General features: G+C 71.1%; 22 protein-coding genes. 11 read left to right on the top strand and 11 right to left on the bottom strand.

Annotated features, from left to right (window positions below; translation table 11 throughout):
- Positions 1-40 precede the first annotated feature (40 nt).
- The 3 genes from ACIBSV_RS14580 to ACIBSV_RS14570 form a co-directional block, all read right to left on the bottom strand.
- Entirely contained in the window at positions 41-1171 is a 1131-nt protein-coding gene (locus ACIBSV_RS14580; protein ID WP_395862747.1) for an SPFH domain-containing protein, read from the bottom strand.
- Between the two features lie 117 nt (positions 1172-1288).
- Entirely contained in the window at positions 1289-1696 is a 408-nt protein-coding gene (locus ACIBSV_RS14575; RefSeq protein ID WP_395862808.1) for an NfeD family protein, read from the bottom strand.
- Positions 1697-1788: 92 nt separating this feature from the next.
- Positions 1789-2601: an ABC transporter ATP-binding protein gene (locus tag ACIBSV_RS14570; RefSeq protein WP_395862745.1), complete on the bottom strand. Its 813-nt coding sequence runs from the start codon at positions 2599-2601 to the stop codon at positions 1789-1791.
- A 171-nt stretch (positions 2602-2772) separates the two neighbouring features.
- Here ACIBSV_RS14570 and ACIBSV_RS14565 point away from each other — a divergent pair, with 171 nt between their 5' ends.
- Complete coding sequence (locus tag ACIBSV_RS14565) at positions 2773-3549, top strand: hypothetical protein (RefSeq protein WP_395862743.1); 777 nt, start codon at positions 2773-2775, stop codon at positions 3547-3549.
- Positions 3550-3585: 36 nt separating this feature from the next.
- Here ACIBSV_RS14565 and ACIBSV_RS14560 read toward each other — a convergent pair whose 3' ends face one another.
- The gene (locus ACIBSV_RS14560) at positions 3586-6117 is read right to left on the bottom strand and encodes an FHA domain-containing protein (RefSeq protein ID WP_395862741.1); all 2532 of its coding nucleotides are present in this window, start codon (positions 6115-6117) and stop codon (positions 3586-3588) included.
- 384 nt (positions 6118-6501) lie between these two features.
- Here ACIBSV_RS14560 and ACIBSV_RS14555 point away from each other — a divergent pair, with 384 nt between their 5' ends.
- Together ACIBSV_RS14555 and serB are read left to right on the top strand one after the other, a co-directional pair.
- Positions 6502-8136 (top strand): streptophobe family protein, encoded by a 1635-nt coding sequence (locus ACIBSV_RS14555; RefSeq protein ID WP_395862739.1) that lies wholly within the window; start codon positions 6502-6504, stop codon positions 8134-8136.
- 86 nt (positions 8137-8222) lie between these two features.
- Positions 8223-9407, top strand: coding sequence for a phosphoserine phosphatase SerB (serB, locus tag ACIBSV_RS14550; protein ID WP_395862737.1), 1185 nt, complete (start codon positions 8223-8225; stop codon positions 9405-9407).
- Positions 9408-9526: 119 nt separating this feature from the next.
- On the opposite strand, the gene ACIBSV_RS14545 is transcribed toward serB, so the two are convergent.
- A complete protein-coding gene (locus tag ACIBSV_RS14545; RefSeq protein WP_395862735.1) occupies positions 9527-10042 on the bottom strand; it encodes a SixA phosphatase family protein in 516 nt (171 codons plus the stop codon).
- A gap of 232 nt (positions 10043-10274) precedes the next feature.
- The gene (locus ACIBSV_RS14540) at positions 10275-12626 is read right to left on the bottom strand and encodes an MMPL family transporter (protein WP_395862733.1); all 2352 of its coding nucleotides are present in this window, start codon (positions 12624-12626) and stop codon (positions 10275-10277) included.
- 418 nt (positions 12627-13044) lie between these two features.
- Here ACIBSV_RS14540 and ACIBSV_RS14535 point away from each other — a divergent pair, with 418 nt between their 5' ends.
- On the top strand, positions 13045-13350 hold the full coding sequence (locus ACIBSV_RS14535) for a hypothetical protein (RefSeq protein ID WP_395862731.1): 306 nt from the start codon (positions 13045-13047) through the stop codon (positions 13348-13350).
- Positions 13351-13550: 200 nt separating this feature from the next.
- Here ACIBSV_RS14535 and fabI read toward each other — a convergent pair whose 3' ends face one another.
- Positions 13551-14330, bottom strand: a complete 780-nt coding sequence (fabI, locus tag ACIBSV_RS14530; RefSeq protein WP_395862729.1) for an enoyl-ACP reductase FabI — start codon at positions 14328-14330, stop codon at positions 13551-13553.
- A 4-nt stretch (positions 14331-14334) separates the two neighbouring features.
- A complete protein-coding gene (gene fabG / locus ACIBSV_RS14525) occupies positions 14335-15039 on the bottom strand; it encodes a 3-oxoacyl-[acyl-carrier-protein] reductase (protein ID WP_395862727.1) in 705 nt (234 codons plus the stop codon).
- 347 nt (positions 15040-15386) lie between these two features.
- Between fabG and ACIBSV_RS14520 the strand changes: the two genes are divergently transcribed.
- The 5 genes from ACIBSV_RS14520 to ACIBSV_RS14500 all read left to right on the top strand — a co-directional run bounded on the left by ACIBSV_RS14520 (position 15387) and on the right by ACIBSV_RS14500 (position 20244).
- Positions 15387-16910 (top strand): TldD/PmbA family protein, encoded by a 1524-nt coding sequence (locus ACIBSV_RS14520; protein WP_395862725.1) that lies wholly within the window; start codon positions 15387-15389, stop codon positions 16908-16910.
- Positions 16907-18316 (top strand): metallopeptidase TldD-related protein, encoded by a 1410-nt coding sequence (locus ACIBSV_RS14515; RefSeq protein WP_395862724.1) that lies wholly within the window; start codon positions 16907-16909, stop codon positions 18314-18316. Before ACIBSV_RS14520 ends, ACIBSV_RS14515 begins: the two co-directional genes overlap by 4 nt.
- Positions 18317-18509: 193 nt before the next feature.
- Positions 18510-19049 carry an RNA 2'-phosphotransferase gene (locus tag ACIBSV_RS14510; RefSeq protein WP_395862722.1) on the top strand — a complete coding sequence of 180 codons (540 nt, stop codon included), beginning with the start codon at positions 18510-18512 and terminating at the stop codon, positions 19047-19049.
- Between the two features lie 133 nt (positions 19050-19182).
- The gene (locus ACIBSV_RS14505; protein WP_395862720.1) at positions 19183-19689 is read left to right on the top strand and encodes a DUF3099 domain-containing protein; all 507 of its coding nucleotides are present in this window, start codon (positions 19183-19185) and stop codon (positions 19687-19689) included.
- Between the two features lie 297 nt (positions 19690-19986).
- On the top strand, positions 19987-20244 hold the full coding sequence (locus ACIBSV_RS14500) for a hypothetical protein (protein WP_395862719.1): 258 nt from the start codon (positions 19987-19989) through the stop codon (positions 20242-20244).
- A 195-nt stretch (positions 20245-20439) separates the two neighbouring features.
- Here ACIBSV_RS14500 and moaA read toward each other — a convergent pair whose 3' ends face one another.
- Entirely contained in the window at positions 20440-21447 is a 1008-nt protein-coding gene (moaA, locus tag ACIBSV_RS14495; protein WP_395862717.1) for a GTP 3',8-cyclase MoaA, read from the bottom strand.
- Between the two features lie 195 nt (positions 21448-21642).
- Between moaA and ACIBSV_RS14490 the strand changes: the two genes are divergently transcribed.
- Positions 21643-22620 (top strand): D-alanyl-D-alanine carboxypeptidase family protein, encoded by a 978-nt coding sequence (locus ACIBSV_RS14490; protein WP_395862715.1) that lies wholly within the window; start codon positions 21643-21645, stop codon positions 22618-22620.
- Between the two features lie 455 nt (positions 22621-23075).
- Here ACIBSV_RS14490 and ACIBSV_RS14485 read toward each other — a convergent pair whose 3' ends face one another.
- Together ACIBSV_RS14485 and ACIBSV_RS14480 are read right to left on the bottom strand one after the other, a co-directional pair.
- A complete protein-coding gene (locus tag ACIBSV_RS14485; RefSeq protein ID WP_395862713.1) occupies positions 23076-24452 on the bottom strand; it encodes an ABC transporter substrate-binding protein in 1377 nt (458 codons plus the stop codon).
- Between the two features lie 54 nt (positions 24453-24506).
- On the bottom strand, positions 24507-25142 hold the full coding sequence (locus tag ACIBSV_RS14480; protein WP_395862711.1) for a hypothetical protein: 636 nt from the start codon (positions 25140-25142) through the stop codon (positions 24507-24509).
- Between the two features lie 293 nt (positions 25143-25435).
- On the opposite strand from ACIBSV_RS14480, the gene ACIBSV_RS14475 reads away from it, so the two are divergent.
- The gene (locus ACIBSV_RS14475) at positions 25436-26005 is read left to right on the top strand and encodes a hypothetical protein (RefSeq protein WP_395862709.1); all 570 of its coding nucleotides are present in this window, start codon (positions 25436-25438) and stop codon (positions 26003-26005) included.
- The last annotated feature ends 2 nt before the right edge of the window (positions 26006-26007 follow it).

The following is a 26007-nucleotide window of genomic DNA, read 5'->3' as shown; positions in this document are numbered from 1 at the left end:
GGCCGTAACGCCAGTGATCATCGCAGCCCGCGACTCGACCTCAACGTTGTGGTCGGTGACCGCGCTCGATGTGCGGGGGTTCCACGTCGCCGGCCGGCGGGGTGCCGCGGCGCTGCGGCTCGATCGGCGGCTGGGCCGGAATGGTCGGCGGGTCGGCGGGCGGGCGCGGCGGCGTGGAGGCGCCGTTGCCGGCCGGCGGCTTGCGGACCGGCGCCGTGGAGGTACCCGAACCGGGCCAGGCCGGCTCCTCCTCGACCGGCACCTGCGGTACCCGGTGGGCCGGGCCGGAGCCGTTCTGGGACAGGTTGCCGACCGCGTCGCCGATGCCCTCCAGGGCACGGGTGACCTCGCTGGGCAGGATCCACAGCTTGTTGGAGCTGCCCTCGGCGATCTTCGGCAACATCTGGAGGTACTGGTAGGCGAGGAGCTTGTTGTCCACCTCGCCGGCGTGGATCGCCTCGAAGACGGTCTCGATCGCGCGCGCCTCACCCTCGGCCCGGATCACCGCGGCCTGGCGCTCACCCTCGGCGCGCAGCACGGCGGCTTCCTTGTCGCCTTCGGCGGTGAGCACCTGCGAGCGCTGGTGGCCCTCGGCGGTCAGGATCGCCGCGCGCTTGTCCCGCTCGGCGCGCATCTGCTTCTCCATCGAGTCCTGGATGGAGGGCGGCGGCTCGATCGCCTTGAGCTCGACCCGGTTGACCCGGATGCCCCAGCGGCCGGTCGCCTCGTCGAGCACGCCGCGCAGCCCCGCGTTGATCTCCTCGCGCGAGGTGAGCGTCTGTTCGAGGTCCATGCCACCGATGATGTTGCGCAGCGTGGTGATGGTGAGTTGCTCGATCGCCTGGATGTAGTTGGCGATCTCGTAGGTGGCCGCGCGCGGGTCGGTGACCTGGAAGTAGATGACGGTGTCGATCTGAACGACGAGGTTGTCCTCGGTGATCACCGGTTGCGGCGGGAAGGGAACGACCTGTTCACGCAGGTCGATCATCTGCCGGATGCGGTCGATGAACGGTACGAGGATGTTGAGTCCGGCGTGCAGCGTGCGGGTGTAGCGCCCGAATCGCTCCACGATGGCGGCACTCGCCTGGGGGATCACCTTGACCGTCTTGACCAGGGCGACGACCACCAGCAGTACGAGTACGACCAGGACGATGACGGCGGTGGCCTTCACGATCTCTCCCGAGGTCCTGCTTGCCTGTGGCTGCCTTCGAATTCCAAGGCTGGTTCGAGCGTAGGGGTTCGCGGGCCGGCGTGGGGCGTCAACACGGTTGGCGCAACGATCCGGGTCTCACATCACCACGGCGGTCGCGCCCACGATGTCCGCGACGTCCACCCGGCTGCCGGGCTCGAACACGGCGGTCGCGTCCAGGCTGCGGGCGGACCATACCTCGCCGTTGAGCTTGATCCGGCCACCGTGCTCGTCCACGCGTTCCAGCACCACGGCGCTGGTGCCCTTGAGCGCCTCGATGCCGGTGCGTGCTCCGGGCGTGTTGTCGTGCCGGACCACGATCGGTCGCACGAACACGAGCAGCGCGATCGAGACGACCGCGAACACGACGGACTGGATCAGGAAGTTGCCGCCGAGTCCGGCCGCCGCGGCGGCCGCGGCGGCGCCGACCGCGAACATGCCCATCTCCACGAAGGAGGTGAGCACGCCGAAGATGCCGAACGCCCCGACCGCGATGAGCCACCACATCCATGCGTCCACGTGTTCATCGTAGATCGTGGACGCGTCGGGCAGCAGGCGGTTCTCGGCCGAAACGATCAGCGCCGAACGCGCGCCCGGGGTCAGCCCTGCGCTTCCGGCGCCTCCGGCATCGGCAGGCCGCGCGCGGACCAACGCCCGTACTGCTGCTCGACGATCAGCGGCAGGCCGAAGCAGTGCGAGAGGTTGCGCGAGTTGAGCGTGTCGGCGATCGGGCCGGCCGCGAGCACCCGTCCCTGACTGATCATCAGGATGTGCGTGAAGCCGGGCGGAATCTCCTCGACGTGGTGGCTCACCAGGATCATCGACGGCGCGTACGGGTCGGCGGCCAGCGTGCCGAGCCGGCGGACCAGGTCCTCGCGCCCGCCCAGGTCCAGACCGGCGGCCGGCTCGTCCAGGAGCAGCAGTTCGGGGTCGGTCATCAACGCGCGGGCGATCTGTACCCGCTTGCGCTCGCCCTCGGACAGGGTGCCGAAGCGGCGGTCGACGTATTCGGCCATGCCGAGTTGGTCGAGCAGTCGGCGGGCGCGCTGCTCGTCCTCGGCGTCGTAGCGCTCGTGCCACTTGGCGGTCATCCCGTAGGCCGCGGTGAGCACGATGTCCAGCACCCGCTCGCGCCGGGGCAGCTTGTCGGTGAGCGCGGCCGAGGCCATGCCCACGCGCGGGCGCAGCTCGAACACGTCGACCGTGCCGAGCTTCTCGCCCAGTACCGCGACGGCGCCGGTGGTGGGGAACAGATAGGTGGACGCCAATTGCAACAGGGTGGTCTTGCCCGCGCCGTTGGGTCCGACGACGATCCAGCGTTCGCCTTCCGCGACCGACCAGGTGACCTGGTCCACCAGAGGGCGACCGTCGCGCACCACCGATACGTCAACCAGTTCGAGAACGTCGCTCATCGCCTGCCAGCTCCCCATCGTGCGCTACGCCGCCGGGCGGCATCCCCTTGTGTGGGATCGCCGCCTCGCTCCGTGGTCCGCGTTGTTGCACCCGGTCCGGGAGAAACCTATGACACCGAGCCGCCTCCGGTCGTGTCCGGGAGCGTTGTGACGCCCCTTAGGCTTGTCCGCATGCTTGCCGAACCTCGCTCCGGACTTCTCGTCGCATGGGGCAATGCCCTGTTGGCCGGGCACGTTCCGCCGGACGACGCGGTGTCCGAGATCGTCGGAACGGACGAACCGCATCGGGTGACGGGTGTGCCCGGCGAGAGTGTGCCGGTCGGCCTGTCGCTGGCCCTGGGTCGGCTGCGCGCGCTGGGCGTGACCGGTCTGCGATTGGCCCTGCCGGTGGCGGGCGATCCGCTGGCGCTGCCCGGCCCGCCCGCGTTCAACGACCTCGCCCTGGACGCCGGCGAGGCGGCCATCACGGTCGGCGCGCCGGACGTCGCGTACGGCCTGGTGCCCGAGGTGACCCGGCACGGCACCGACGGCGACGCGACGGTGCGGGTCGCGTGGCGCATGCTCGAGGTGAGCGACCGGCCCGCTCAGGGGCCGTTCCTGGCCGAGGCGGAGCGCGAGCTGGCCGAGGCGATGCGGGACGCCGTCGAGGACCTGACCCGGCTCGACGTGGCGGGCAGCGGTCCGGCCGCGCAACGTGCCCTGGCCGGGCTGTACCGCAAGGACTCGGACACCCGGGTCGCGCCGGGGCATCCCGGTCGGGCCGGCCGGGTGCTCGACCAGGCCCGCCGGATCCACGCGGTACTGAGCGTGGCCTGCGCCGAGGACGGCGCGGCGGTCAGCGCGGCCGAGATGTCCGCGCGGCTCGGCGCGCTCGCGCCGCTGGAGCGGGCCTGCCGCCGGGCGATGGTGGCGGCGTACGGCGCGGCCCTGGAGCCCGACCGCGCCTGAGCGGACACGAGACGCGCGCAGCGCGTGGAGCACGCTTCAGCTGCCGCGCTTGCGCTTGGTCTTCGGGTCGAGGCGGCGGAGCATCAGCAGGGCGATCAGGCCGTAGACCGCGATCTGGCCGGCCAGGATGCCGATGTTGCGGTACCAGACCTTCGGGTCGTGCTTCCACAGCGGATCCGGGGACTCGCCGGGTTTGCGCGGTAGTTGGGTGGCCAGATCTATCGTGCTGCCGGCCGCGGCGAAGGCCCAGCGGGCCGGGGCCAGCCAGGAGACCTGCTCGATGCCGGCCTTGCCGTTGAGCGGGAACAGGCCGCCGCACAGCACCACTTGCACGATCGCGATGACCACAAGCAGCGGCATCGCCAGCTCCGCGCTGCCGATCGACGCGGAGACCACCAGGCCCACCGCCATCGCCGCTATCGCGGACAGCACCACCGCGATGCCGATCTCGATGATCGGCGGGCTGATCACCACACCCTCGGCGGGCAACTTCTGACCGACCAGCGCGACCGCGGTGAGCACCACGCCCTGGATCGCGGAGATCAGTCCGAGCACGATGATCTTGGAGCCGAGATAGGCGGACACCGAGAGCCCGGCGCTGCGTTCGCGCCGGTAGATCGCGCGTTCCTTGATCAGCTCGTTGACCGCCGTGGCGGTGCCCATCAGACCGCTGATCACGAACAGCACGAGCAACTTGGTGGTCGCCTCCTGGTTCGAGCCCGGCGGCGATCCCTCCGGGCTGACCAGCTTGCCGGGGATCACCCGGCACAACATCCCCAGGAACAGCGGTGCTATCGCCAACAGCGCCAGGTACTTGCGGTCCGAGGAGATCACCGCGAGGTAGCGCCGGGACAGCGTGGTCAGCTGGGAGAACCAGCCCTGCGGCTTCGGCGGCTTGGCCTGGGGCCGATCGCCCTGCACGGCGTGCGCGCGATCGCGGCCGACCTCTATGTACCGCCCGTACAACTCGGAGCGCCGGAACGGACCCTCGTAGTCGCGGTCCGGCTCGTCGTCGAACATCTTGAAGACCTCGGGCCAGTCGCCCTTGCCGAAGAACGGCAGCGCCTCGTCCGGCGGTCCGAAGAAGGCGATCCGACCGCCCGGGGCGAGCACCAGCACGCGGTCGCAGACGTTCAGGCTGCGGGTGCTGTGCGTGACCACGATGACCGTACGGCCGTCGTCGGCGAGTTCGCGCAGTTTCTCCATCACCGAGCGCTCCAGGCCCTCGTCCAGGCCGGACGTCGGCTCGTCCAGGAACAACACGGAGGGCTTGGTGAGCAGTTCGACGGCGACGCTCACCCGCTTGCGCTGACCGCCGGAGAGGCTGCTGACCTTGGTGTCGGCGTACGGCGCCGTGGCGCCGCGCGGCATCTTGTCCAGGCTCAGCTCGCCGATCACCTCCTCGACCCGGCGCTCGCGCTCGGACGCCTCGGTGTCCTCGGGGAAGCGCAGTTGCGCGGCGTAGCGCAGCGCGGTGCGCGCGGTGAGTTGGGCGTGCAGGATGTCGTCCTGCGGAACCAGGCCGATCCGCTGGCGCAGTTCGGCGTTGTTCGCGTACAGGTCGCGGCCGTCGTAGAGGATCTTGCCGCTGGCGGCTCGCCGGCTGCCGGTGAGCGCGCCGAGCAGGGTGGACTTGCCCGCGCCCGAACCGCCGACGATGGCAAGCAGGTTGCGCTCGGCGAGCGGGAAGGAGACGTTGTCGAGCAGGACCCGCTTGCCCGCCGTGACGGTGAGGTTCTGCACCTCCAGCGAGACCTCGCCGGTGTCGATGAACTCGCGTAGTTCCTGCCCGTCCAGCCGGAACGTGGCGTGCCCGATGCCGACCAGGTCCGCCTCGCCCAGCAGCGCGCGCTCGATCGGCTGACCGTTGAGGAAGGTGCCGTTGTGGCTGCCGAGGTCGACGATCTCGCGCCGGCCGCCGGGCGTGGTGCGCAATTCGGCGTGGTGCCGGGAGACCATCAGGTCGGTGAGCACCAGGTCGTTGTCCAGCGCGCGGCCGATCCGCAGGGTGCGCACCGGGAGCGGGATGACCATGCTCGGCGCCCGGTCCACGCTCGGGCGCGGATCCGCGTGCGGCCCGGCGCCGATCTGCGCGCGGCCCAACGGGCGTGCCGGCTCGGAGACTTGCCGGGGCGGCTCGGGCACATACGGCGGTTCGACCCGGCGCGGGGGTTCGGCGCGGCGCGGCGGCGGTTCGCTCCGGCGCGGCGGCTCGGGGATCTGTACGTGGTCGTGGTGGGCCGGCCGCGGCGGCACCACCTCGGTGACACTCGACTCCGGGGCCAGGCGCAGCGGGTCGCCGTCGTCCGGGTCGCCGAGCAGCACCTCGCAGCCTCGGCCGACGACCACGCGGTGCACCCGATTGCCGCGCACCCACGAGCCGTTGACGCTGTTGGTGTCGACGAACTCCCAGCCGTCGGGCCCCACCCGCAGGATCGCGTGTTGGCGCGACACCCGGCGGTCGTCGAGCACGATCGCACAGGACGGGTCGCGGCCGACGACGTGTTCCCGCCCGGGATCCAGGATCACGGGTGCTCCGGCGCTGGTGCCGACGGTCAGGTGCGGCACTGCCGGTCCTTCTGGCGTATAGCTGTCCCCCACTCTTCGAGAGTGTAGGGACGCGCGGGCCTCGCGGGCAGCCTTTCTCATCCGGAAGGGCACCGAACCACTCCGAAGGGGGATTACAACATCAACTTCTCCGAATCGGGTGTGATCTCCTCCGATCATCCATCGATCGGATCTTTGCATTCATATCGCCGATTCGAAGATCTGCCGCAATCGTGACCATCCGCCACTGAAACATGGCCGTGCGTAACCGCCGGTCGGGCGCCGACTTCCGCCGTCCGCACGGGTGGCAGTCCGGCCGAATCCGTTGACGCGCGGGTCGGGGCGCTCGATAGTCGAGTTTGTCCCGCTCAACCGGCAGCCGGGTCGCACGTGACAGGAGCGGTCGTGTCCTGGAACCAGCAGCAGCACAACGCACCGCGGCAACACGATCCGCCTCCGGCCCGACCACCGGCCGGACCCGCCCCCTGGGGCGGCGTGGCGCCCTGGCTGCACGCGCTCGGCGCGGTGCTCGCGGCGTTCGTCGCGATGGCCGTCGCCGCGTGGGTGGCGCTGTGGCTGCTCGGCGCGGACGACCTGGGGTCGGGCACGATGCCCGCGCTGGTCGCGGCGGTGATCGCGCTGGCCGTCGGCGGCACCGTCGACCTCGAGGGGACCGAACAGGGCACCCCTGGCAACGACATCCTCAGCCAACTCACCGGCGACATCTCACTCGCCCAGGGCAGCGGCAAGGTCGACATCATGCTGCTCGGCATCGGCCTGATCGGCGCGCTGGTGCTGGGCTGGTTGTTCCTGCGCCCGCTCCGCCACCGGTTGGTGATCGGCGCGCTGGACCTGGTCGTGCACGGTGTGCGGGTCCTGGTGTTCACCATGGCCGCACTCGGCGTGGTGGTGTCGACGGGTGAACACTCGCTGCCGATCCAGCAGTTCGTCTCTCAGGTCGGCGGCGCCCAGGACCTGATGGGCATCTTCGACCTGGGCGCGGCGGCCAGGTTCGAGACCGACGTGAGCGGCACCCTGGTCTTCGGCGCACTGTGGTTGCTGATCACCCTGGTGGCCGCCGTCGCGGTGTCCGCGCGCGGGCCGCTCCCGCTCAAGTGGCTGCGGCACCGCGCGGTACTGCGGGCCCCGGTCGCCGGTCTGCTCGCGGTGCTGATCACCGCAGTGGTCGCCGGGATCGTGGGCACCCCGTTCGTGGCCGCCGCCGCGCCCGCGCCCAAGCGGATGATCGGCGGCATGTTGTTCGCGCTGCCCAACGCGGTCTGGCTGCTCGCCTCGCTCGGCCTGGGCATCCCGTGGAAGGCCACCAGCAGCGCGCCCACCGAGTTCGGCGGTTTCTCCTTCGGTCTGCCCGGCCCGCTGGGCAAACTGGTCAAGGCCTCCGCCGGGGAGGGCCTGCCGATCCGAATCGACCGGCTGGCGGAGCTGGACTCGCGCGCGTGGTTCGTACCGCTGTTCTCCGCGCTGCTCCTGCTGCTCGGCGCGACCGTGATGGCCATGCGCGCGCCGGCCTCGGTGCGTCCGCATCAGCACGCGTGGCGCTTCGCGGTCGCCCTCGCCGGCGGCCTGCTGGTGATCTCCTACCTGATGGAGCTCCAGCTCAAGGTCGCGGTGACCGTCCTCGGCGGGGTGATGTCCCCGGGCGCGTCGGTGTCGCTGCACGCGGACTACCTGTGGACCGTGCTGCTCGGGCTGCTGTGGGGCGCGTGCGCGGGCTTCATCGGCGGCGCGGTCGCGGACTGGGTGCGCTACCGCAGGACCGACCCCGCCGGCGCGCCGCCGGCCGCGGGTCCGCCGCGACCCACCCACGCCGCGCCGCCCGGCTCGCCTCGGCCGTACCCGCAGGGCGCGCCATACCCGCAGGACCGACCCGCCTCCCGGCCCCCGTCGACACCTCCGCCCGCCCCCGGCGCACCCGCGCCGCCCGGCCCGCCGCACTCGAACAGACCCGCCCCGGCGTACCGCCCGCCGCCGCCGCCCGATCCGCAGGGTCCGACCCGGTCGGGCCCCTGGCCTGGGTAGATCCGACCGGCGCGGGCCCTGCGCCGGTGTTCGTACCGTGGACCGGCGACGCGTGTGCCATCGAACGGCCGGTACCGTGAAGCATCATGAATGCGCCGCGCACTCTTCTCGTCAAGATCTTCGGCAAGGACCGGCCGGGGGTGACGTCGAGCCTCTTCGAGATCCTGGCCGGCCACTCCGTCGAGGTCGTCGACGTCGAGCAGACCGTCACCCGGGGCCGGCTCACGCTGTGCGTCCTGATCACCACGCCGGCCGACGAGGGCCGGCTGCGGGCCGGCGTGCACCGCTGGGCGGACGGCGAGCGGCTGGAGGCGGAGATCCTCTCCGGCGTCGGCGACAACCGCCCGCGCGGCGAGGGCCGCTCGCACGTCACCGTCCTGGGCCACCCGCTGGAGGCCACCGCCTTCGCCGGGATAGCGCACCGGATCGCGGCCACCGGCGCCAACATCGACCGGATCTTCCGCCTCGCCAAGTACCCGGTGACCGCGATCGAGCTCCAGGTCTCCGGCGTCGAGACGGACAAGCTGCGCCTGGAACTGGCCACCGAGGCCGCCGAGCGCCGGGTGGACATCGCGGTCCAGCCCGCCGGGCTGCGCCGCCGGGCCAAGCGGCTGATCGTGATGGACGTCGACTCGACCCTGATCCAGGGCGAGGTGATCGAACTGCTGGCCGAACACGCCGGCTGCCTGGACCAGGTGGCCGAGGTGACCGCCGCCGCGATGCGCGGCGAGTTGGACTTCGCCGAGTCGCTGCACGCTCGGGTGGCACTGCTGGCCGGGCTGGACGAGGACGCCATAGACAAGGTCCGCGAGCAGGTCGTGCTCACCCGCGGCGCGCGCACCCTGGTCCGCACGCTCAAGCGGCTCGGCTACCAGGTGGGCATCGTCTCGGGCGGGTTCACCCAGGTCACCGACGCGCTGGTGGAGCGGCTCGGGCTCGACTACAGCGCGGCCAACACCCTCGAGGTGGTGGACGGCAGGCTCACCGGGCGCGTGGTCGGCGAAATCGTGGACCGGGCGGGCAAGGCCCGACTGCTGCGCCGCTTCGCGGCCGAGGCGGGCGTCCCGCTGACCGCGACGGTGGCCATCGGCGACGGCGCGAACGACCTGGACATGCTCAACGCCGCGGGTCTGGGCGTGGCCTTCAACGCGAAGCCGGTGGTCCGCGAGGCCGCCGACACGGCGGTCAACGTGCCGTTCCTGGACACCGTGCTGTTCCTGCTCGGCGTCACCCGCGACGAGATCGAGGCGGCCGACGCCGCCGACGTGTAGCGCCGAACCGGGACACGCGTCCCGCGACGTCGAACGCCGGACGGGCCGAGTGCGGCCGTCCGGCGTTCGAGGCGGTGCTTCGAGGCGGTGTCTCGAGGCACCGCTTTTTTCGCGGCGGGTCAGGACTCCGGCGTGGTGAACCTGGTCAGGTGCGCCGAGCGCTCCCGAAGATCGGCCCACGGGGTGTGCAGGCTCAGCACCGACACGGCCGAGGTCGGGTACTTCTCCCGGAGCCGGACCAGCGTGTCGTCCTCGCCGCTGCCCGCCAACGCGTTGACCAGCGTGGCCACGCCGGGGTTGTGCCCGATCAGCAGCAGCGTGTCGACCTCGTCGGGGGTCTCCTGGACGAGGTACAGCAGCGCCTGCGCGCTCGCCTCGTACACCCGCTCGTCGTAGATCGTGTGCGGCTTGTGGTCGTAGACCTTGCCCACGAGACGCCAGGTCTCCCGGGTGCGTACGGCCGGCGAGCACACCACCAGATCGGGGGTGATGCCCTGGTCGAGCAGCCGGTGCCCGGTCTCGGCGGCGTCCTTGCGGCCGCGTTCGGCGAGGGGTCGCTCGTGGTCCGGCCCGTCGGGCCACTCGGCCTTCGCGTGCCTCATCACCACAAGATTGCGCTGTCGGTGGGATGCCATGGGTTCAGCCTCTCAGACATCGGCCTTTGTGCACTGCGGGTCGGCGCCTCGGTACACGATTGATTCGGCACCTGGGCACACCATCGACGGGACCGCCGGCGCCGGCCGGATCGCGTCGGTGGAGCCGACACGCACGACGGGTCGGGACCGAGTATCCGGTCCCGACCCGCGCTTTGCTCGGATCTACAGGGTGGTCACCGCCAGGATCCCTCCGGCGGCGGTCCGGTTCGGGTCAGCCGACCGGCGGCTGCGGGATCCGGCGCGACCGGGACACGCCCTCGTCGTATCCGGTCGTCCCCGGGTGCGCCGGCTCGTAGCCCGGCGAGGCGTAGCCGTTCGCCCCGGCGTACGCGGGAACCGGCCGGCCGGCGGGGGCCGGCACCTCGACCGCCTCGTCGCCGTGGTCCATCTGCGGCAGCCAGTTCAGCCAGCGGGGCAGGTACCAGTTGTGGTCGCCGAGCAGGCTCATCACGGCCGGGAGCAGCAGACCGCGGATGATCGTCGCGTCCAGCAGGACCGCGACCGCCAGACCGACACCGAACTGCTTCATCGACTGCATCGACAGGGTGCCGAAGACCGCGAACACCGCGACCATGATCGTCGCCGCACTGGTCACCACGCCCGCGGTGGTGCGGATGCCGTGCGACACGGCCGACTTGGTGTCCATGCCCTTGTCGTAGGCCTCACGGATGCGCGAGACCACGAACACGTGGTAGTCCATCGACAGGCCGAACAGGATCACGAACAGGAACATCGGGATCCAGGAGACGACCGCGCCGGGTGCGTCCGTGCCGACCAGGAAGTCGCCGTAGCCGTGCTGGAAGACCAGCGTCATCACACCGTAGGCGGCACCCACCGACAGCAGGTTGAGCACGATCGCGGTGACGGCGATGGCGATCGAGCGGAACGAGACCAGCATGAGCAGGAAGGCGAAGCCGAGCACGAAGGCGAAGATCGGCAGCCGCGCGTCGGCGAGCTTGTCGTTGAAGTCCTTGGAGCCGGCGGTGTTACCGGTCACCGGGGCGTCCACGCCGTCCAGCTTGCCCAGCGTGTTCGGGATGATCTTGTCGCGCAGCGTGGACAGGGCCTTGTCGCTGGTCGAGTCGTTGCCACTGCCGGCGAGCGGGACCGAGACCTTGAAGACGTTGGTGGTGCCCTGGCGTTCGACCTCGATCGGCTCGTGCATGCGACCGCTGGCGACCGCCTCGCGGCGCAGGTTGTCGAACGCGGCGGCGAGCTTGGGGTCGTCCGGGTTCTGCGCCTTGACCACGATCTGGGCGGGCGCCGGACCACCGGGGAACGCCTTCTCGATGTGCTGGTAGGTCTGCACGATCGACAGCGAGGTCGGCAGTTCCTTGTCGATCGGCAGCTCGGAGGTCTTCATGGCGAACATCGGGACGGTCAGCGCGACGAGCAGACCGCCGGCGAGCACCGTGGTGGCCCTGGGGCGGTTGAGCACGACGCCCAGGATCTTGCCCCAGATCTTGCTGCCCTCGGTGGGACGGCGCATCTTGGCCAGCCCGGGGATCTTGCCCAGGTCGACCCGGTCACCCAGCATCGACAGGATCGCGGGCAGCACGGTGAGCGAACCGAGCACCGCGGTGAGCACGACCAGGATGGTCGCGGAGGCCATCGACTTGAACTCGCTGATGCCGGACAGGAGCAGGCCGGCCATCGCGACCATGACGGTGATGCCGGAGATCAGCACGGACCGGCCGGAGGTGGCGGCGGCGATCCGCAGCGCGGTCTCCGGGTCGCGTCCCTTGGCCCGCTCCTCACGCTCACGGCGCAGGTAGAACATGCAGTAGTCGACGCCGACGGCCAAACCGATCAGCAACATCACCGACTGCGCGTTGTCGCCGACGGGCATCAGGTGGCTGCTCAGCGCGAGCAGGCCGCCGGCCGCGATGAACGCGGTCAACGCGAGGGCCACCGGCAGGAGGGCGGCGACGACGGCGCCGAACGCGACGAGCAGGATGCCGAGCGCGAGCGGAACGGCGGTCCATTCGGCCCGGGTGAAGTCCTTGGCGATGGTGTCCTCGAACCACTTGTCGCCGCTGGCGTCACCGAACTGTTCGATCGCCACGTCGGGGTGCGCCTTGCGGGCCTCGGCCACCGCGTCCAGCACGGGCTGGATGTTGTCGACGGCCTTGTCCTCCTCACCCGCCATGTCGAACTGGATGAGCGCCGAGTGCTTGTCCGCGGACAGGCCCCCCTCGGCCTCGTACGGCGAGCGCATGTGCTCCGTCGCCGGACCCTTGTTGCCCTTGATCTGCACGGCGTTGACGCGGTTGATCACGTCGTCGACGGCGGCCCTGAACCTCGGGTCCAGGGCGGGCAGCGTGTCGCTGCGCACCAGCACCATCTCGCCGGCGGGTTCCTTGATCCCCGCCTCGTCGATGATCCGCGCGGCCCGCCCGGACTCCCCCACGCCCTGGTCGACCTTGGTGATCTCCTGCGACCCCGCCATGTTGCCGATGACGACGGCGAGCACCACGAACAGCAGCCACCCGAATACCGCCGTCTTGCGATGCTGTGCACTCCAGCCACCGATCGAGGCGGCGAGATTACGCCTGGATGCCATTGGTCCCCGCTCCTGTGTTCTCCGTCGGCCGAGGGTTTCCTCGACACGGAAAAAGGTATTGGCGGGCAACCGGGGGTCACATCCTGCGGACAGGTGTCTTGATCGGGGGGCAGGCACCCCTGCGTAGTAGGGCTGGCCCTACCCCTGAGAACGAGCCTCGTGGTGACCAGTCGGGGCAAATCGGGATGCGTGTAAGGGGAAGCTTCCGCGATCAATCCGCTGACCTGCGCAAACGCGGGCAACGCCAGTCGGGGGAAGGACACATCGGACGAGGGTCGACACGTGTGCACAACGCCCGGGGCGAGGTGGGGAGTTCCCCACCACCCGGCCGGCTCCGCGCCGACGGGCGTTCACCCGCCGGGGCACGGCCGCGCCCCGCCGGTCGGTCCGACGGGGCGGGTCTGCGAAACTCGGTCCCATGGCTGCTACATCTGGCGAATCCTCCAAGGAGCGGTACGAGCGGGCCATGGCCGCTCGCAAGGCCCGCGAGGAGCGCACCCACGCGGAGGAAGTCGCGCGGTCGAACGCGCGCAACGAGATCCTCGCCCGCAAGGCCGCCGAGGCCGCCGCGTCCGGCGCGGACGACGAGATCCGCCAGACGGTGCTGGCGCCGCCGGACCCGAACAAATCCTCCGCCAAACAGCTCGGCGGCATCCTGGGCATCATGCTGCTGATCACCGTGCTGATCGGCATCGCCGCGACGATCGCCGCCGCCACCGGCTGATCGGTTTTCCGTCCGCCCACCCGTGCCGCTCCCGAACAGGGCCGCGGTCCCACGGGCGGCGACGCACCCGTCCCGATCCCGCGGCCCCTACGACACAGCCCGACCGCCGCGACCCTGTCGGGTCGGGCGATCGGGCTGCGGAGTGGATCGGTTGCGCCGCCGAGGATGATGCCCGGCGGCGCGGCCGCGCGGTGATCCGGCTACGCGCCGATGGCGTGCAGGCCGCCGTCGACGTGGATGATCTCGCCGGTGGTCTTGGGGAACCAGTCGGACAGCAGCGCGCACACGCCCCGGGCGGCCGGGTCCGCGTCGCGCAGGTCCCAACCCAGCGGCGCCTTCTCGTTCCAGACACCCTCGAACTTCTCGAAGCCGGGGATGCTGTTCGCGGCCATCGTCTTGACCGGGCCCGAGGAGATCAGGTTGACCCGGATGTTCTTCTCACCCAGGTACTTGGCCAGGTAGCGCGAGGTCGACTCGAGCGCGCCCTTGGCGACACCCATCCAGTCGTAGCCCGGCCACGCCACCTGCGCGTCGAAGTCGAGGCCGACGACCGAGCCGCCGGCGCCCTTGTTCGCCTCGATCAGCGGCAGACAGGCCATCGTCAGCGACTTCAGCGAGTACGCCGAGACCTGCACGGCCGTGGCCACGTCGGCCCACTCGGTGTTGAGGAAGTTGCCCCCGAGCGCGTCCTTGGGTCCGAACGCGATCGAGTGCACGACGCCGTCGAGCGAGGGCACGTGCGCGCGCACGTTGTCCGCGAGCGCCGCGAGGTGTTCGGGGTTCTGCACGTCGAGCTCGATCACCGGGGCCGGCTTGGGCAGCCGGTTCGCGATCCGGTTGACCAGCGAGAGCCGGCCGAATCCGGTCAGTACGACCTCGGCGCCCTCCTCCTGGGCCCGCTTGGCGACGTGGAAGCCGATCGAGGCGTCGGTGATGACGCCGGTGACGAGAATGCGCTTGCCCGCAAGCAGGTCGCCCATGAGTTCAGTGCCCCATTCCAAGTCCGCCGTCCACAGGGATGACGGCTCCGGTGATGTACGACGCGGCGTCCGAGGTCAGGAACTTGACCACGCCGGCGACCTCGTCCACGTCCGCGTACCGCGCGAGCGGGATCTCCTTGAGGATCTGCGCCTTGCGCTCCTCGCCGAGCACCTCGGTCATCGCGGTGTCGACGAAGCCGGGCGCCACCACGTTCGTGGTGATGTTGCGCGACCCCAGCTCGCGCGCGATCGAGCGGGCGAAGCCGACCAGACCGGCCTTGGAGGCCGCGTAGTTGGCCTGGCCCGCCGAGCCGAGCAGCCCGACCACGGACGAGATCAGCACGATGCGACCCTTGCGGGCCCGCAGCATGCCCTTGCTCGCCCGCTTGACCACCCGGAACGTGCCGGTCAGGTTGGTGTCGACGACGCTGGTGAAGTCCTCTTCGCTCATCCGCAGCAACAGCGTGTCGCGGGTGATGCCCGCGTTGGCGATCAGCACCTCGACCGGGCCGTGCGTGGCCTCGATCTCCTTGAACGCCTGCTCGACCTGCTCGCCGTCGGTGATGTCGCACCGCACTCCGAGCAGGCCCTCCGGGGGCTCGCCGGAGCGATACGTGATCGCGACCTTGTCGCCGTCGGCGGCGAAGGCCCGGGCGATGGCCAGGCCGATGCCCCGGTTTCCTCCCGTGACCAGTACGGACCGGCTCAACGGATCACTCCTTTGTCCTCGGACGTCCTGTGGATGCGCGCGCGCAGGCCGTCGGCTTGCGTCACGATGACGCTATCGGGCTACCCCGGGGTAAGGGGAATCCGGTCCGGGACAGCGTCCGCGGACCGATAGTTGTGGGAACCCGACAAGAGCCGGCGGGAAGCGGAATCATCGGCTCCACCGACCGAATCCGGCCGGCCTGCGCGCGGCAGGTTTCGTTCCGGTTGTCCGGGCGCAAGACCCGTCCGACCAGCGGACCGGTCCGACCGGCAGACCGGAATGCCGGCGACGTCGTGTCTGGTTGACTGAACGACGCGAGCCGACAGGCCGAACGTATGGAGGAATGGGTGCCCAACGAGATCGATCCGACGTTCCTCGCCTATCCCCTTCGGGAGCTGGCCGCCGCGGCCCTGTCCCGAGCCGGGGAACTGGGCGCCGAACACGCGGACTTCCGCTTCGAGCGGGTACGAGACGCGTCCTTCCGGTTGCGCGACGGGAAAACCGACTCGGCCGCGGACACCACCGACGTGGGCTTCGCGGTCCGGGTCGTGCACGACGGGGCGTGGGGCTTCGCCGCGGGTGTCGACCTGACCCCGGAAGCGGTGACGTACGTCGCCGAACAGGCCGTCGCGGTGGCCCGGGTGTCCCGCTCGGTGAGCGAGGCGGCCGGGGCGGGAGAGCGCGTCGCGCTGGCCGACGAGCCGGTGCACGCGGACAAGACCTGGATCTCGAAGTACAAGATCAACCCGTTCGACGTACCCGAGGCCGAGCGCATCGGACTGCTCGCGCGGTGGAGTCGGGAGCTGCTCGCCGCCGACGGCGTGGACCACGTGGACGCCACGTGCATGGTGGTGCAGGAGAACAAGTTCTACGCCGACTCGGCCGGCACCACCACCACGCAGCAGCGGATCCGGATACACCCCCAGCTCACCGTGATCGCGGTGGACCGCGACTCCGGCGCGTACGAGACGATGCGCACCGTCGCGCCGCCGGTCGGCCGCGGCTGGGAGTACGTCAAGGGCGAGGGCTGGGACTGGGACGAGGAGCTGGCGTCGCTGCCGGGCCTGCTCGCCGAGCGGCTCAAGGCGCCGAGCGTCGAGGCCGGCGAGTACGACCTGGTGATCGACCCGAGCAACCTGTGGCTGACCATCCACGAGTCGATCGGGCACGCCACCGAGCTGGACCGCGCGCTGGGCTACGAGGCCGCCTACGCGGGCACCTCGTTCGCCACGTTCGACCAGCTCGGCAAGCTCGAGTACGGCTCGCCGGTCATGCACGTCACCGGCGACCGCACCGTGCCGCACGGCCTGGCCACCATCGGCTTCGACGACGAGGGCGTCGCGACGCAGAGCTGGGACCTGGTCACCAACGGCGTGCTCACCGGCTATCAGCTCGATCGGCGGATGGCGCTGATGCAGGGCCTGGGCCGGTCCAACGGGTGCGCGTTCGCGGATTCCCCCGGCCATGTCCCGGTGCAGCGGATGGCCAACGTCTCGCTCCAGCCGGGCGAGGACAACCTGTCCACCGCCGAACTGATCGGCCGGGTGCACCGGGGCCTGTACATCGTCGGCGACAAGTCGTGGTCGATCGACATGCAGCGGTACAACTTCCAGTTCACCGGCCAGCGCGCCTACCTGATCGAGGACGGCCGGATCGTCGGCCAGGTCAAGGACTTCGCCTACCAGGCGACCACGACCGACTTCTGGGGCTCGATGGAGGCCGTCGGCGGTCCCGGCACCTACGTCCTGGGCGGCGCCTTCAACTGCGGCAAGGCGCAGCCGGGGCAGGTCGCGGCGGTCAGCCACGGTTGCCCCTCGGCGCTGTTCCGCGGCGTGAAGGTCCTCAACACGGTTCAGGAGGCGGGTCGATGAGCAGCGGGCAGACCGTGGTGACGCGGCCGAACGAGACGGTCGAGCGCGCGCTGGCGCTGTCCAAGGCGGACGGCTGCGTGGTGATCGCCGAGGAGACCTCGGCGGCCAACCTGCGCTGGGCGGGCAACGCGCTGACCACCAACGGCGAGACGCGCGGCCGGCGGATCACCGTGGTGGCCACCGTCGCGGGGACCGAGGGCACCGCGTCCGGGATCGTCTCGCGCGGCGGCGTGACGATGGATCGGCTGGAGGGCCTGGTCCGGGCCGCGGAGGCGGCGGCGCGCGACGCCGGACCGGCCGAGGACGCGCGACCGCTGCTCGGGGCCGGCGGCGGCCCGGACGGCGGCTTCGACCAGGCGCCCGCGCAGACCTCGATCGGGGTGTTCGCGGACTTCGCGCCCGAGTTGGGCGCCGCGTTCGGGCGGGCCCGGGAGAGCGACCGGCTGCTGTACGGGTTCGCGTCGCATCAGTTGACCTCGACCTACGTGGGCACCTCGGCCGGACTGCGACTGCGGCACGACCAGCCCACCGGGCACGTCGAGTTGAACGCGAAGTCGGCCGACCTGAGCCGGTCGGCGTGGGCGGGCGTGCCCACCCGCGACTTCCGCGACGTGGACCTCGCCGCGATGGACGCGGACCTGGGCACGCGACTGTCCTGGGCGACCCGCACGCTCGACCTCCCGGCGGGCCGCTACGAGACGCTGCTGCCGCCCACGGCGGTCGCGGACCTGATGGTCTACATGTACTGGCAGGGCGGCGCCCGGGACGCGCACGAGGGCCGTACGGTCTTCAGCAAGCCGGGCGGCGGCACCCGGATCGGCGATCGGCTCAGCGAGCTGCCGCTGACGCTGTACAGCGACCCGACCTACCCGGGCCTGGAGAGCGCGCCGTTCACCATCGCGCACGCCTCCGGCGACGCGTCGTCGGTGTTCGACAACGGGCTCGCGCTGGAGCGGACGAACTGGGTCACCGACGGCGTGCTCACGTCGCTGCTGACGAATCGGCACACCGCCGAGCTGACCGGGCTGCCGGTCGCGCCGGAGATCGACAACCTGATCCTGGACGGACCGGCCGACGGCCCGAGCATCACGGACATGGTCGCCTCGACCGAGCGCGGGCTGTTGCTGACCTGCCTGTGGTACATCCGCGAGGTGGATCCGCAGACGCTGCTGCTGACCGGGCTGACCCGGGACGGGGTGTACCTGGTCGAGGGCGGCGAGGTGGTCGGCGCGGTGAACAACTACCGCTTCAACGAGTCGCCGGTGGACGTGCTCGGGCGGGCGGTCGAGGTGGGGCGTACGGAGCGCACCTACCCGCGCGAGTGGGGCGACTGGTTCACCCGCGCGGCGATGCCGCCGTTGCGGGTCCGCGATTTCAACATGTCGTCGCCGAGCCAGGCGCAATGACCCCGGGGTCGGAGCGGGCGGCCCGCGGCTCGCTCGTCCTCGGGCGCCGGACAGGCTGAAGCTCCGGCCGGCGCGGTAGCGGCCGCGGTCCGCGGGACGCCGGGTGGGCCCGATCGGGCCCACCCGGCGTTCGGCGTCCACGGGGAAAACCGCTGTCCCCGTGCGGGACTCCGTGCTTTCGTTGGGGTTCATCATGAACATCGTCAAGATTTCGAAGTATCTGTCCCGACACCTGCGGCATCAGCCGGAGCGGCTCGGGATCACCCTGGACGAGGCCGGCTGGGTCGACGTGGACGTGCTCCTGGCGGCGTGTGCCGCGCACGGGGTGGCACTGTCCCGGGCGGGGTTGGAGCAGGTCGTCGCGGAGAACGACAAGCGGCGCTTCGCCTTCTCCGCGGACGGCACCCGGATTCGGGCCAGCCAGGGGCACACCGTCGTGGTGGACCTGGGTCTGGTCGAGGCCGTGCCGCCCGCCGTGCTCTACCACGGCACGAGTCCCAAGAGCGTGGCCGCGATCCTGGTCGAGGGCCTGCGGCCGATGGACCGGCACGACGTGCACCTGTCCGCCGACACCGAGACGGCCCGCCGGGTGGGCGCGCGGCGCGGGAGGCCGGTGCTATTCGTGGTGCGGGCCGAGCGCATGGTCGCCGCCGGGCATGTGTTCCGCCGCTCGGACAACGGCGTGTGGCTGGTCGCGGCGGTGCCGCCGGAGTTTCTGGAGCCGCTCGGCTGAGCCGGTTCCGGCGTCCGCCACTCGGGTCGGTTTGTGGCAAAGGTCCCGGCCCCGGTCTCGGTGTGGCCGGCTCGCGGGCGTACCGTGAAGGGCCGGACGAGTGTGTGGACACGTGGTCGGAGACGGTGAGGTCGTGAAGAACGCCAAGGGCTCGGTGTACCGGATCAGTGGTGCGCGCAAGGGACTGACCGAGGACGTGGCCGGGCGCCAACGCCGGTACGTCATCTCGATGTCGATCCGTACCGTGTGCTTCGTCGCGGCGGTGTTCACGCCGTCGCCGTGGCGGTGGATATTGGTCGCGGGCGCGCTGTTCCTGCCCTACATCGCGGTGGTGTTGGCCAACGCCGGGCGCGAGCCCACCTCGAACACACCCGTGCAGGCGCAGTTCGTGCCGCCGCTCCCGCCCAAGGCGCTGGAGCCGCCGCCCGGCGCGGTGCTCACCAGCGCCGAACGACAGACCGTGCACACCCACGCGGAAGACTCGTGGACGATGCCCGCCGGACCTGCTCCGACCACCGGCGCGGAGCCCACCGACCGTTCCTCGCACACGAATTCGGATACGCACGGTGACACCGGGGGTGCCGACCGGGGCCATGCGGGCGACCCGGCGGGTGCCCCCTCTCACAGCGTCAAAAATTAGCGGTAAGCGCTACGCGGGTTGGTGCTTCAACCGCATGCAGGACGTGCCATACTTCGAAACGTGCTCCGTATCCCCCGTCGGAGCGACCGACGCGATGCCGGGCGGCTCCCCCCGTGGCTGCCCGGCATCGCCCGTGTCCGGGTCGTTTGACTGTCAGGCAAGTCGACACTCGCGCGGTTACCGCACCAGCCCGTTGCTTACTGAGAGCAGCGCTCCGGTTGGTGTCTGACGCCAAGTCAGCTTCCCGTCCGACGCATCGCGACCGGTGTGCCGACCTCGTCTGAGACACTGGTGGGCATGTTCCCCACCCCCGCCGATCCCGTCCGGCCGATCTGTTCGGCGAAGGGCTGTCGTGCCGACGCCCGGTGGGTCCTGGCCTGGAACAACCCCAAGCTGCACACCCCGGAACGGCGCAAGACGTGGCTCGCGTGCGACGAGCACCGTGAGCACCTGTCGCAGTTCCTGGCGATTCGCGGATTCCTCAAGGACACCGTGGCGTTCGCGGACTGGCACGACCCGCAGGCCGCCGCCGGTCCGGCCACCGAGGGTTCCTGACCGACCTGCCGGGCAATCCGCGCCGCGCGTGCCTGCGCCGTGGCGAACTCCCTTGCCCACGAGGAAGGTTGATCGAGCCCGCGGCTCCCCCGCACAAAGGCCGGGTCGGTCGCGGACAACGACGCTCGGTCGCCGACGAGGGTCGGCAGCGGACGACGCTCGGTCGCCGACGAGGGGCCGGTCGCCGAGAGCGGATCAGCCGCCGATGGCCGACATCGGTCGGTCCGGCTGGAGGAACTCCGGGTCGTCGATGCCCGCACCGGCCTTCTTGCCCCACATCGCGGCCCGCCAGCGGTCCGCGATCTCCGCGTCGTCCGCGCCGCCGCGCAGGGCGGCCCGCAGGTCGGACTCCTCGCGGGCGAACAGGCAGTTCCGGATCTGCCCGTCGGCGGTCAGCCGGGTCCGGTCGCACGCGCCGCAGAACGGGCGGGTGACCGAACCGATCACGCCGACCGTGCCCGGGCCGCCGTCCACGAGCCAGCGCTCGGCCGGATTGCTGCCCCGCGCGTCCTCGGGGTCAAGACGGAACGCGCCGCGCAGCGAGGTCAGGATCTCGCCCGCGGTGATCATCTCGGCGCGCTTCCAGCCGTGCTGCGCGTCCAGCGGCATCTGCTCGATGAAACGCAGTTCGTAGCCGCGTTCGAGGCACCACGCCAGCAGCGCGGCGGCCTCGTCGTCGTTCACCCCGCGCATCAGCACGGTGTTCACCTTGACCGGCCCCAGGCCGGCGTCGACCGCCGCGGCGAGTCCCGCGAGCACGTCGGCGTGCCGGTCGCGCCGGGTCATCGCCTTGAACCGGACCGGGTCGAGGGTGTCCAGCGAGACGTTGACCCGATCCAGCCCGACCTCCTTCAGCGTGCCCGCCAATCGGGCCAGACCGATCCCGTTCGTGGTGACGGAGAGGGTGGGGCGCGGCTCCAGGGCCGCGGCGTCCCGCACGATCTCGACCAGTTCGCGGCGCAGCAGCGGCTCGCCTCCGGTGAACCGCACCTCGCGCACACCGAGCACGGTCACCGCGATCCGGACCAGGCGGGAGATCTCCGCACCGGTCAACAGTTCGGGCTTGGCCAGCCAGTCCAGGCCCTCCTCGGGCATGCAGTACGTGCAGCGCAGATTGCAGCGGTCGGTCAGCGACACCCGCAGGTCGGTCGCCACGCGGCCGAAACCGTCAACGAGTCCGCCGGTGCGGTGGTGCGTGCTCACCTTCGACCCCCTTTTCCTGGTTCCGGCAAGTTTCCCAGGTTACGCGGGTCACTCCGACCGCCGGGGTCCCCGGGGTACGAGTGGGGCGGTCGATCGGTTGCAGTGGCGTATCCCACACCGGCATCGACAACCGTGAGTCGAATACCGGACGTGATCCACGAGAGGATCCAGGCTCACTACGAGGAGGCTTCACCGGTGAGACACGCAGCGGGCAGCGGTGCACAGCCCGACGAAGGGGGTACACCCGACGGAGCGCACTTCCTGGACACCTCGTGGCAACAGCACACCATGGGCCCGGCAGGCACATCCGGCACTTCCGGCGCATCGGGCCCACCGGGCCCACCCGGCGCGTTCGACGCGGCGACCACGCCGGTCCCGGCCGACTGGTACCAGCGTGATCAGCAGTCCGTGCCCACGTCCACGCCGGAGGCCGCGGCCGCGCCGGCGAGGCCCACGCGCACGGACGAGCCCGAGCCGCCGCGGCGCGGCCGACGCAAGCTGGTCGTCTGGTCTCTCGCGGGCGCGCTGGTGCTCGCCGGAGCCGGGGCCGGAGCAGTGCTGTTCCTCGGGAGTGGAGACGACAACGACAAGAAGGACCGGGCTGGTTCGGTGGGCGCGGATCTGACGCCCGGCGCCACCACCGCTGCGTCCACGCCACCGGCGGCGGCCACGACCGCGCCGCCCACCGGCGCCCCGTCCTCGTCCCGGCCGCCGTCGTCGAGCAAGCCGCCGAGTTCGTCCTCGTCGGCGTCCTCGACCGCGAAGGCGCCGGCCAACGACGTGGACGCGCCCAAGGATCCGAGCGCGCTCAAGCCGGCCGCCTACGCCGCGTGGAAGAGGATCGACGCCGCGATGGCGGCCGAGGGCATCAAACTGAACCTCAACTCCGGCAAGCGCGGCTGGGCGCATCAGCAGCGGCTGCTCGACGACAAGATCGCCGAGGTCGGCTCGCGCCAGGAGGCGCTGCGCTGGGTGCTGCCGCCGGAGAAGTCGATGCACGTCCAGGGCGTCGCGGTGGACATCTACCCGGCCAACGCCCAGGCCTGGCTCCAGGCCAAGGGCAGCAAGTACGGCTGGTGCCGGATGTACGACAACGAGGCGTGGCACTTCGAGTACAACGCCTCCTACACCTCCGGCTGCCCGAAGCGCCTCCCGAGCGCACTGGACTCGTAGCCGAAGAGGCTCGATCGGGGCCGGGTACGCGGGGCCATGGGAGTGACCTCGCGACACCCGGCCTCGACCCGCTCGTTGTACGCCGTGTCCGCCGACGAGTCTCGGCGGGCGCGGCGTCGGGGCGTGGGATCTCGGGGCCGTCGTAGCGGAGAGGCTCTCCTGTGCGAGGTTCGGCCCTGATCGCCCCCAACCCCGATCCCAACCACCGCCGCCCGTTCGGCATGGTGCCGCTGCCGTACCCGGTGCCGCGGGCGGCCCGCCCGGCACCCGCGATTCCGCCGCCGGCGCTATGGGCTTCGCCGGCCCCACCGCAGCCCTGGTACCGCGCCGACTGGCGCTAGTGCCGCGCCCCGCGACGTTTGCCCCGTCGCGGCGCCCGGCAGGGCACGGCATGGCATGGCACCAAATGCGTCCCCGGGTATCCACCCGTGCCGGCGCGGCCTACGGCCGACCGGTCACGGCTTGTACGGCAGCGACGGCACGTCGAAGCAGTTCTTGGTCATGTCCGGCACCTGGCCGACCCAGCCGCCCGGCGCGGCGTCCTGCCAGCGGGCCACGTCGAAGCAGGTCCGGGTGGGCGCGGCGACGCGGTCGACCGGTTCGGCCTTGAAGTCGACCGGGATCAGCAGCCCGTGCGCGTCGTAGCCCTCGGGACGGTTGACGAAGGCCTCCACACAGGCCCGGGTGACGTTCGCGCCGCACGAGGCGATCGCGTCGGTGAGCCACATCGCCGAGGCCCAGCCCTCCAGTTCCCACTGGGAGAGCTTGTCCTCGCGGTCGGGGAAGTACTTCTTCATCGCGGCCCGGAACTCGGCCACCGCGGGCTGCGCGGTGTCCGTGTAGCCGCGGCTGTTGCTCGTCGCGTAGATGCTGTCGCGGCAGGTCGGGGACGCCTTGAAGTCCTCGCCGACGCGCGCGTTCCAGTTCTGCACGTTGGTCACCTTGGCGGTGACCCGCAGGCCGGCGCCGTCCATCGCCTTGCACAGTTCCGCGTTGCCGCGCGTGTCCACGGCGTCGAAGACGATGTCGACGCCCTTGCTGCGCATGTCCACCACGGCGGCGGCGAAGTTCGGCAGCGCGAAGTCGACCTGCTTGTCCAGCACGGTGTAGCCCTCGGCGCGCAGGCCGTCGGCGACGGTCTGCGCGTAACGCGCGGAGTCGGCCTGGTTGTACGACACCACGGCGGCGGTGCGCGCGCCGAGCTTCTCCTTGAAGTAGCGGTACACCTCGGTGCTCGCGTACAACTCGCCGTTCCAGCCCACCTTGCCCGCGCGCGGGGCCCGCGAGCCGTAGATCGAGTACAGGTGCGGGTAGGTCTCGTACGCGGTCCCGATCGGCTGACCGCCGACGTCCGGGACGCCCTTGTCGCTGACGTACCCGGCGGCGGTGTAGCTGTAGATGCTGTTGCCCGCGAAGGCGAACACCTTGTCGTCCTCGACGAGTTTGCGGGCGCAGCGCTGGTTGGCCACGCCGTACCCGTTGTCGTCGCACGCGGCCACCTTGACCCTGCGCCCGTTGACGCCACCGCGGTCGTTCAGCGCCCGGAACCAGGCCTGCGCGCCGTACATCGGCCCGGAGAAGGTCTCGTTGCCCAGGACGCCCTGGACGGTGTCGATCATGCCGACGGTGATCTCGGTGGGGGTCACGCCCACGTCGGACGCGGTGTTGGCGTTCGCCGCGGGCGCGCCGGTGCCCGCCGGGGCGGGCGTACGGTCCTGGAAGTCGCGCTCGGGCAACCGGGAGCCGCACCCGGTCAGTACGCACAACAACCCGGCCAGCAACAGGGCCACCGAGGCGCACGGTACGCCCCGTCGGTGGAAACGACGATGCATGGGTGCTCCTCGGTGGCCCGGGTGCGGCGGACGTCCGCCCGTTCGGGGTGTGGATCAGGCCTTCGGGCAACCCTCGACGACGGTGCCCGGCTTGAGCGCGCCGACCAGCGTGCAGACGGTGCTCAGGCTGACCTTCCAGGTGCCGTCCTGCTTGACCGCCTGGCCGTTCTGGCCGGGCAGCGCCGGGGTGCCGGCGAGCAGGATGTCGAACGTCACGGCCGCCTTGTCACCGCTGATCTTCACCGCGGTGGTCTTGGACGTGACCGACTTGGCCATCGGGTCGTTCGCGAGCGTCTCCACGAGCGTGCCCATCTTGTCCGCGTTCTCCAGGACCGCCTTGCGGTCGGCGAGCGGCGCGGTGTTGTCGAACAACTTGTCCCAGTTGTCGGCGACCTTCTTCTCCTCGCCGGTCAGCGTGGTGCCACCGGCGGCCGGCGGAGCGCTGGTGGCGCCGCCGGGCGCGGACGCGCCCGTGCTCGGGGTGGTCGCGGCCGGCGTCGTCTGCTGGGCGGCCGGCGCGGAGGCCGACGGCGTCGACTTCGACTCGTCGTCCTTGTCGTCGTCGCCGCCACATCCGGACAGCACCAGCACCGCCGCCACCGGCAGGGCCAGCCATGCGCGGCGCGCCCCCTTGCGACGACCGACGCCGGTGCCCGTCTTCGCCCGCTCGTTGATCATGTCCACGCTCACGTGCGTTCACCACCCGTTCCGCCGGTCGCCCGGCGTCCTGTTGCTGTTGATGTAGCCAGGTAGTACCTGGGTTACCGGCAAGTCATGTTGCCACGTGCGACTCGGTATCCAATCGTGTTCCGGCCCGTATGACCAGATCCCGGAGAACTACGCTGAGGCACGGATGCGCGATCGGGCGGACTCGACGGGTGGACCCTATGGCAGGTTCGACGGACTCGGCAGGTTCCACGGGAAAGGCGAACTCCCCTATCGAACGACAGCGTACGACCGACGCCGCGACGACCCTGGCCGGTTTGCGTCGGTTGTCGCGCACGCACGGCGGTTGGCTGGTCGGACTGTGCGGCGCGCTGTTGTGCGCACTGGGGTGGTACGGCGTTTCGGGCGAACGGTATGAAGCGCGCCAATTGCCCTATCTGGCTTCGGCCACCATCCCGGGCGCGGCCCTGATCGTCGCCGGCGCGGTGCTCGTGGTGGGCACCCGGCGCGGCACGGCGGGCGAGTCCGGCGACGTCGACGCGGAACTGCGGTTGATGGTGGGGCAGTTGTACAGCCTTCTGGTCGAACCGGTGCCGGCCGATACGGCGGCGGAGGCACCCGTCGAGGGGCGGTGGGTCGCGGTGCCCGGCGGGGCGCGCTACCACCGGCCCGGATGTTCGCTGGTACGGGGCAAGGACGGCGTGCGTCGCGTGGACGAGACGACGGCGCGGGACAAGGACCTGCGGCCGTGCCGGTTGTGCGACCCGGGGCCCGGGTCGGGCGGGTCCGCCGGCTCCGAGGCCGGCCGGGGCGCGGGTGCGGGCGGTGCCCCGGCCGTCGGTGACGCGGGTCCGGACGGGCCGCACGTGCCCCCGACCGGCGGCTGAGC

The sequence above is a fragment of the Embleya sp. NPDC050154 genome, assembly GCF_044460165.1.
Classification (GTDB): Bacteria; Actinomycetota; Actinomycetes; order Streptomycetales; family Streptomycetaceae; genus Embleya.
This window is presented reverse-complemented; position numbering and strand designations above follow the sequence as displayed.